Genomic DNA, 7,478 nt, shown 5'->3' on the forward strand with positions numbered 1-7,478 from the left:
GCGACTATTCCTGCGACTAACTATCAAGTGTCCGTGATGAACTGGTACTCAATGCGCCGAATGAGGCATCATTCGTACCGAACGATGATGATCATTCGACGTGCGTCGTAGTGTTAATGCAACTGATTTGCATCGGCTAGTCGGCGGGCCGCATGATGGAGCATTCCGCGACGAAGCGACTTGCTGGTCGAGGAATGCCCGCTGATAGCTCTTTATGGCTCGCGCGGCGAATGCCGCATCGGCGCTGGTACGGATGCGGATGCAGAACGGCTCGTCGGCTATTCCAGGAGCTTGGCAATATCGCCATGGCCGCTGGCTGTCGCAATGTCCGCGGCACGCTCGCGCCGCTTGTTCTTCAATTGCTTCTCGGCCCCGGCGGCGAGCAGGCTCTGCACGATGCCGACATGGCCGTTAGTCGCCGCCATCATCAGCGCGCTCATGCCCTGGGCGTTGCGCAAGTTCGGATCGGCCTTGCGTTTGAGAAGTTCAGCGACGACATCGGCGAGCCCGGCGCGGGCGGCGAGAATCAGCGCGGTGTTTCCGCTTGTGGTCGCACGTCTGGGATCGGCGCCATGCTCCAGCAGAAACAGCGAGGCTGGGGCACTGCGACCTTCGATGGCGGTGAGCAACGGCGTCTTTCCGTCGGCGTCGGCGCGGTCGACGCCGGCGCCAGCACGGATCAGGTGCTCGAGGGCCCGTACATTGCCGTTATTGGCGGCGTGCCAGAGTGCGGTACGGCCTTGCGTATCGGCGGCATTGAGGTCGGACTTCTGAACGAGCTGCGGATCGAGCGCGGCATTGGCGCATGATGCGACCGCGAGGATCAGCGGGGTCCGGCCGTCCGCCGTCGTCGGCAGGCTGCTCGAAACGCCGTCGAGAAGCGCGGCGGTGGCGGCGACGTTGCAGCGGCTGACCGCGATCAGCAATGCGGTCGAGCCGTCCGGTCGCGCGGCGGATGGATCGGCCGCCCGCGTCAGCAGCAGTCTGACGACGTCTGCGTGATCCTTGTCCGCGGCCAGCATCAGCGGCGTGTCGCCGCGCCGGTTGCCCGTGTTCGGGGTGGCGCCTGAGGCCAGCAGCAGTTCCACCAGCCGCAGATGCCCGGCCGCGGCGGCGATCGCCAGCGGTGTATCGCCGTCCTCGTTGACCGCATTGACGTCGGCCTTCGCAGCGATCAGTTGGCGCATCGGATCGAGCTGACCGCGGAGGGCCGCATCGATGATGGCTGGATGGCCATTTCGCATCGCGGCCTGCGCATCGAGCGTCGGAGGCGGCTTGCGCGCTGCTACGCGCTCCGTCTCGCGGGTGCGGGGGGGCGAAGGTCGGTTGGCCATGTCGGCCAGCAACCGCTCTGCGGGTTGATAGCCGGCTGCCGCCGATTTGCGCAGCCAATCGCGCGCGCGCTCGGGATCGGCCGGCGTCCCGCGCCCCGCGAGATACATCGTCGCGACATTGTATTGCGCCTTGACGTGCCCCTTCCTTGCACTCGCGTCCATCCATCTGAACGCCAGCGCGTCATCGGATCGGGTGCCGAGACCCGAGCGGTAGAGCGATGCAAGCCGGTACTGTGCCTCCGGATCGCCGGCGCTGGCCGCGCGCTCGAGCAGCTTCACGGCTTCCTCGGGACGTCCGGCCCGGATCGCCGTATCGGCAGCCTGGCTCGTACCGGAGCTTGCGCCCGTCGGCGTGTCGTCGGACAGCGCCACCGACGCCATGTTCAAGCCGACGAGACATATCAGGGGGATGATGACGAGAGAAGATCTATGCCGTGCCATATTTCGTCTCGACCTCGATACCCATGCTCTTCAGGAAAGCGGTCGGCAGAATGCCGCCGACGCAGACGATGACGGCATCGTTTGGGATCGTGTTCATGCTGCCGTCGGCATCGATGTCGACGTCGTCACGGCCGATCCGTTTGACCGACGAGTTGTAGATGACGCGAAGCCGCCCTGATCGAGCGGCGGTCTCGACCAGCTGGCGGTTCTTCAGCTTGGCGCGATTGAACGACTCGCTGCGATGCGAAAGCGTCACCGTCGTTCCAGGCTCGTCGGCGATGGAGCACGCGGCTTCCAGCGCGGCGTCGCCGCCGCCGACGACGAGCACGTGCTGGCCGCGATATTGCTCGGGATCGATCAGCCGATAGACGACCTTGGTCTGCTCCTCGCCTGGAGCCTCCAGCTTGCGCGGCGTTCCGCGGCGCCCGATTGCCAGGAGCACGGCATGCGTTCTGTAATTGCCGCGGTTGGTCCTGACATCAAAACTGTCTCCGGCTCGGGTGACGGCTTCGACGCGTTCGCCGACGTGCACCTTGAGACGGGCCTTGCGCACGATGCCCATGAAAAAGGCGATCAGCTGTTCCTTGCTGAGCTCCCTGAAATTGAACTTGCCCGCGAGCGGCAGCGTGAAGGGGGCGGTCATCACCAGCTTGCCGCGGGGGAAGTGCGCGACAGTGCCGCCGAGCGAGTCCTGTTCGAGGGTGACGAAGCGCAGCTTATGCTGCAGGCAGGCGAGACTGGCGGAGAGTCCGGCCGGACCACAGCCAACGATCACGACGTCCAGCATGTCGGACTTGCCGATGGTCTTGATCTTGCGGACGGAGTCGATCGCCTGACGTCCCTGCTCGATGGCGTTGCGAACCAGCCCCATCCCGCCGAGCTCGCCGGCGATGAAGAGGCCGGGCACGTTGGTCTGGAATGCCTCGTCCACGTTCGGAATGTCGATGCCGCGCGTCTCGGTGCCGAACACCAGCGTGATGGCGTTCACCGGGCACACCGCCTTGCAGGCGCCGTGTCCAATGCAATGCGAGGGCTCCACCAGCGACGCCTTGCCGCCGATCAGGCCGAGAATATCTCCCTCCGGACATGCCCTGACGCATGAGCCGCAGCCGATGCACAAGGCGGGATCGATGATCGGATGAAGCGATGCCGGCTCGAGAAGACCGGCGTCCTTGGCAGCCGAGAGCTTCGCGACGCTCTTTATCTCTCGTCTCTTGCGCACGGCCATGTAGGTGGCCCAGACGCCGAGCATCGGAGCTGCGTAGACGATCAGGAGATCGAGCGCCATGTCGTTCTCGCTCCCCTAATTCTACGAACTAACAGAAGGGCGGTGGAGTCGCTGACCGCAGCGCGAAACGGTCGACGTCGGTGCTAGATGCAAATTCCTCTCAAGAGATGTCGACATAGAAATTCCAGAATGATCTGTCGTCTTGCGGACAAGGATTAGGTCATTCGTTGAACAGATGGCGTCGGCGGAAATATGGCTCGCGCTGATTTCGGACTAATGACGTCAGTGTCGGAAGATCGGAGGAGTTGTTGCAAGTGGTTATCACTAAATGCTCTCTTGATTGAGATGCGGAGATCTTCAGGTGAGCCGGACATCCGCCGATCCGGCAATCGGGTTTCGCAGGACGCGTCAAGGACATGAGCAGGGCAACGGTCGCTCGCGTGAGCGGCAATCCTCTTCGAGGAGCCGTTCCGGTCGTCATCACGGTCATCGTTCTCGGAGCGATTGCCGTCGGCTGGCTGCAGAAGGAGGAGGAGTATATTACGCCGGGATCCGGCACCGGATACTGGCTCGGAATCTACGGCAGCGCCGCGATGCTATCGCTTCTGGCCTATTCGATGCGCAAGCGCTTCAAGTCGCTGCGCGGGATGGGATCGGTGCCGTTCTGGTTCAGAACCCACATGCTGCTCGGCGTCGCCGGCCCCGTGCTCATCCTGTTTCATGCGAATTTCAAGCTGGGAGCGCTCAACAGCAACGTGGCGTTCTTCGCCATGCTGATCGTGGCGATCAGCGGTGTGATCGGTCGGTACATCTATGGCAAGATCCATATGGGCCTTCATGGCGGGAGGGCGCGTGTCAAGGAGCTGGTTGCGGAAGCCGAGGCAATGAGGACGGAGCTCGGTCAGGAGATGCAGGCTGCATCGTTCGTGTCGCGGGAGCTCGCCGCCTTCAGCAAGGGGCTCGACAACAAGGTGCCGCTGACAGCGCTGGGCAGCCTGCGGACGGGAGCGATCATCGCGGCGCGCACGAGGCGGTTGCGTGCCAACGTGGTTGCGGAAGCGCGCCGGCTTATTCGCGCTGAAGCGAAGCGTGCGCGATGGTCGTGGTCCGAGCGCCGGCGCCGCGAGAAACGGATCGAAGCGGTCGTGCGGCGGTACGCTGCGGCCGTGCGGAAGGCCGCTGAGCTGAGATTCTTCGAACGGTTGTTTTCACTGTGGCATGTGCTTCATCTGCCGCTGTTTTTCCTCATGCTGCTGGCGGGTCTCGTTCATGTCTGGGCCGTGCATCACTATTGACGGAGTTGCGTGATGCGGTGGCGCCTCGCTGCCCTTGTCGCCCTCCTGGTCGGCGTCGCCATGCTGTCGGTCGGACTTCGAGCGCAGACGTTGCTGGAGAAGTTGGTCATGCCCGGCCCGCTGACCGAAAAGCACGCCAAGCTCGAGAGCGAATGCGGAAAGTGCCACGAAGCCTTTACGCGGAAGGCGCAGTCGGGCCTCTGCCTCGATTGCCACAAGGAGATTGCCGTCGATCGCAGGCAGCGTGAGCGTCTGCACGGACACGACCAGGCGGCGCTGACTCAGGAATGCAGGCAGTGTCACACCGACCATAAGGGGCGAGGGACCGACATCGTCCAACTCGACAAGGAGACCTTCAACCACGACATGACGAACTACCGGCTGGTCGATGTGCACCGGAACGTCCCTTGCGCAGGATGCCACGTCGCGAAGGTGAAATTCCGCAACACGCCGTCGACCTGCTTCGAGTGTCACAAGGCGCTCGATCCGCATCGTGGCCGCCTCGGTGAACGCTGCGAGAACTGCCACACGGCGGTGAAGTGGCGCGCACCAAAGGAGTTCGACCACACGAAGACCCGGTTTCCCCTCGTGGGCGCCCACAAATCGGTCGCTTGCGCGACGTGTCATTCCGGCCAGCAATACAAGGACCTGCAGACGTCGTGCGGCTCGTGCCACCGTCTTCAGGATGTCCATGGCGGCCGCTTCGGCGACAAATGCGAGACGTGTCACGATCAGGACAAGTGGAAGACGGTCCGCTTCAATCACGACAAGACTCGATTCCCGCTGCGGAATGCGCATGCCAAGGTGAAATGCGAGAGCTGTCATACCGGCGACCTCTATCGGGACAAGCTCGCGACGTCGTGCGTGTCCTGTCACCGCAAGCAGGATCCGCATCAGGGCAAGCTCGGCGAGCGTTGCGAGACGTGCCATAGCGATATCGGCTGGCGGAAAAAGCTCTCCTTCGATCATGAAATCACACGTTTTCCATTGATCGGCCTGCACAAATCGGTGCCCTGCGAGGAGTGCCACCGGACTTCGGCCTACAAGAACACGCCGATGGCCTGCGAGAGCTGCCACAAGGATTTCCATCAGGGGAAACTCGGCGGGCGGTGTGCGACGTGTCACAATCCGAACGGATGGCGGCTGTGGCGCTTCGATCACGCGCGGCAGACGCGATTTCCGCTGGTCGGCGTTCATCAGAAGATCACGTGCGAGGCCTGTCACAAGGCGAAGCCGCCGCCGGACCTGAAGCTTCCGATGGATTGCTTCAGCTGTCATCGCAGCTCGGACGTGCACAACGGCACGTTTGGCCAGACGTGCGAGCGCTGTCATGTCGCCACGGGATGGCGCAACGTTCAGATCAGGAACTGATTCGAGCGGCTGCCCGGCCGCATCGGACGTCGGAGATCCCGTCGAGCTGAGATGAGCTCGCAAGAGCTGTCGGCCTCCCCGCAGTTCAATGGCTCGAGCGATGCGCTGCGAGAACCTTGCGAGCGAAGCAGGCCGGAAACCCGACGAGCCATTCAGCTTGAGTTCAGCTTGGCCCAGTTTTGGGCCAGCTTTGCGCGTCTCTGGAAGCCCTGTCGTAGGCGTACCATACGCTGCCTGATCTAGCTGATGACTTAGTCGCCGCTCGATCGACGTAGCGCTGGATCAAAGGAGCAGGGGGCGTTCGGCGTATTCGGTGGCTGGGGAGACATGCCGCCGGGCCGTACAGGAAATCTGCAGAAGCTATTGGATTTGTCGCGGCGACCGTCGATCAGCGAGGCCCGGAAGGTCTCTGCTCGATGAGTCCGATCGCCGTTGCACGTCCGGATCGCGATCGAGTCGAGAGTGAAGATCGGAGTTCGAGTTGGGCAGCTGCTACAGCAAGCTGGGGCTGTTGGGGCGAGCATCGCACCGTCTGGTGCGGTGGCTGCTCGCTGTTATGCTGCTCGCCTTCGTGTTTGCAGGGCAGGCTGCTGCACAGGGATCGTTCGACCATCTCTCGACCGGCTTTCCGCTGACCGGAGGCCATGTCGGGGTGGAGTGCTCGTCGTGTCACGTCGGTGGGCGGTTCAAGGGCACGCAGACGCAGTGCGCCAGTTGCCACAACGGCGCGCAGACAGCGGGCATGTCGGTCAACCACCCGATGACCACGCGGCGCTGCGAGGGCTGCCATCAGACCTCGTCATGGAAGGACGTTCGCGCGCTCGATCATACTCAGGCAAAGGGCTCGTGTACGACCTGCCACAACGGCGTGATGGCACGCGGCAAGCCGAAGAGTCACGTCACGACCACCGCGCCCTGCGATGTCTGCCACAGGTCGACGGCCAGCTTTCGTATCAGAATGAAGATGGATCACGCCGGCATCGTCGCCGGCTGCGCCAACTGCCACAACGGCACGACGGCGCGCGGCAAGTCCGGCAACCATCTGCAGACCAATCTGCCGTGCGAGACCTGTCACACCAGCACGACCAGCTTCGCTGGCGCCGGCTTCAAGCATGCCGCGACCGACACCAATTGCGCGGCCTGCCACAACGGCAAGACGGCAATGGGCATGACGACGCCGCCGCATATCCCGACCGGCACGCTGCAATGCTCGAACTGCCACAGCAACACCGCGGCGAGCTTCACCACCTACACCATGAACCACGCCGCAGTGTCGTCGGCGCGCTGCGACAGCTGTCACAACGGCTCGTTCACCGGCCAGGGCACCAAGGGGGCGCTGGGCACGGCGTCGTACCCGAACCACGTCGCCACCGGCGGCGCCGACTGCGTCAGCTGCCACGCCAAGGCTGCGAGCGGCGGCTTCACCAGCTGGGGCGGCGGCGCCTTCGCCCACAAGGCGACCGACACCAACTGTGCGACCTGCCACAACGGCAAGACTGCGATGGGCATGACGACGCCGCCGCACATCCCGACCGGGACGCTGCAATGCTCGAACTGCCACAGCAACACCGCGGCGAGCTTCACCACCTACACCATGAACCACGCCGCGGTGGCGACGGCGCGCTGCGACAGCTGCCACAACGGCTCGTTCACCGCTCAGGGCACCAAGGGTGCGCTGGGAACCGCGTCGTACCCGAACCATGTCGCGACCGGTGGCGCGGACTGCGTCAGTTGCCACGCCAAGGCCGCGAGCGGTTTCACCAGCTGGGGCGGCGGCGCGTTCGCCCACAGGGCGACCGACACCAATTG

Annotated in this window: 4 protein-coding genes and 1 pseudogene; 3 read left to right on the forward strand and 2 right to left on the reverse strand. The window is 63.7% G+C overall.

Translation table 11 applies throughout. The annotated features are described in order from the left end of the window. Positions 1–278: 278 nt before the first annotated feature. Together QX108_RS29290 and QX108_RS29295 are read right to left on the reverse strand one after the other, a co-directional pair. Positions 279–1,775, reverse strand: a complete 1,497-nt coding sequence (locus tag QX108_RS29290) for an ankyrin repeat domain-containing protein (RefSeq protein ID WP_315784116.1) — start codon at positions 1,773–1,775, stop codon at positions 279–281. Beyond that, positions 1,762–3,063: an NAD(P)-binding domain-containing protein gene (locus QX108_RS29295; protein WP_315784119.1), complete on the reverse strand. Its 1,302-nt coding sequence runs from the start codon at positions 3,061–3,063 to the stop codon at positions 1,762–1,764. Before QX108_RS29295 ends, QX108_RS29290 begins: the two co-directional genes overlap by 14 nt. 557 nt (positions 3,064–3,620) lie before the next feature. On the opposite strand from QX108_RS29295, the gene QX108_RS29300 reads away from it, so the two are divergent. The 3 genes and pseudogenes from QX108_RS29300 to QX108_RS29310 form a co-directional block, all read left to right on the forward strand. Next, entirely contained in the window at positions 3,621–4,298 is a 678-nt protein-coding gene (locus tag QX108_RS29300) for a pyridine nucleotide-disulfide oxidoreductase (RefSeq protein ID WP_315784122.1), read from the forward strand. A 12-nt stretch (positions 4,299–4,310) separates the two neighbouring features. After that, a complete protein-coding gene (locus QX108_RS29305; protein ID WP_315784125.1) occupies positions 4,311–5,669 on the forward strand; it encodes a cytochrome c3 family protein in 1,359 nt (452 codons plus the stop codon). Positions 5,670–6,150: 481 nt separating this feature from the next. Next, positions 6,151–7,478, forward strand: a pseudogene (locus tag QX108_RS29310) (hypothetical protein); the annotation flags it as partial.

It is taken from the genome of Bradyrhizobium sp. SZCCHNR1002, assembly GCF_032381435.1.
In the GTDB taxonomy this organism is placed as follows: Bacteria; Pseudomonadota; Alphaproteobacteria; order Rhizobiales; family Xanthobacteraceae; genus Bradyrhizobium; species Bradyrhizobium aeschynomenes.

Bases quoted from the DNA above. Each gene is read 5' to 3' on its own strand.
- QX108_RS29295 (WP_315784119.1), bottom strand. From the start codon at position 3,063: ATGGCGCTCGATCTCCTGATCGTCTACGCAGCTCCGATGCTCGGCGTC.
- QX108_RS29290 (WP_315784116.1), bottom strand. From the start codon at position 1,775: ATGGCACGGCATAGATCTTCTCTCGTCATCATCCCCCTGATATGTCTC.
- QX108_RS29300 (WP_315784122.1), top strand. From the start codon at position 3,621: ATGCGCAAGCGCTTCAAGTCGCTGCGCGGGATGGGATCGGTGCCGTTC.
- QX108_RS29305 (WP_315784125.1), top strand. From the start codon at position 4,311: ATGCGGTGGCGCCTCGCTGCCCTTGTCGCCCTCCTGGTCGGCGTCGCC.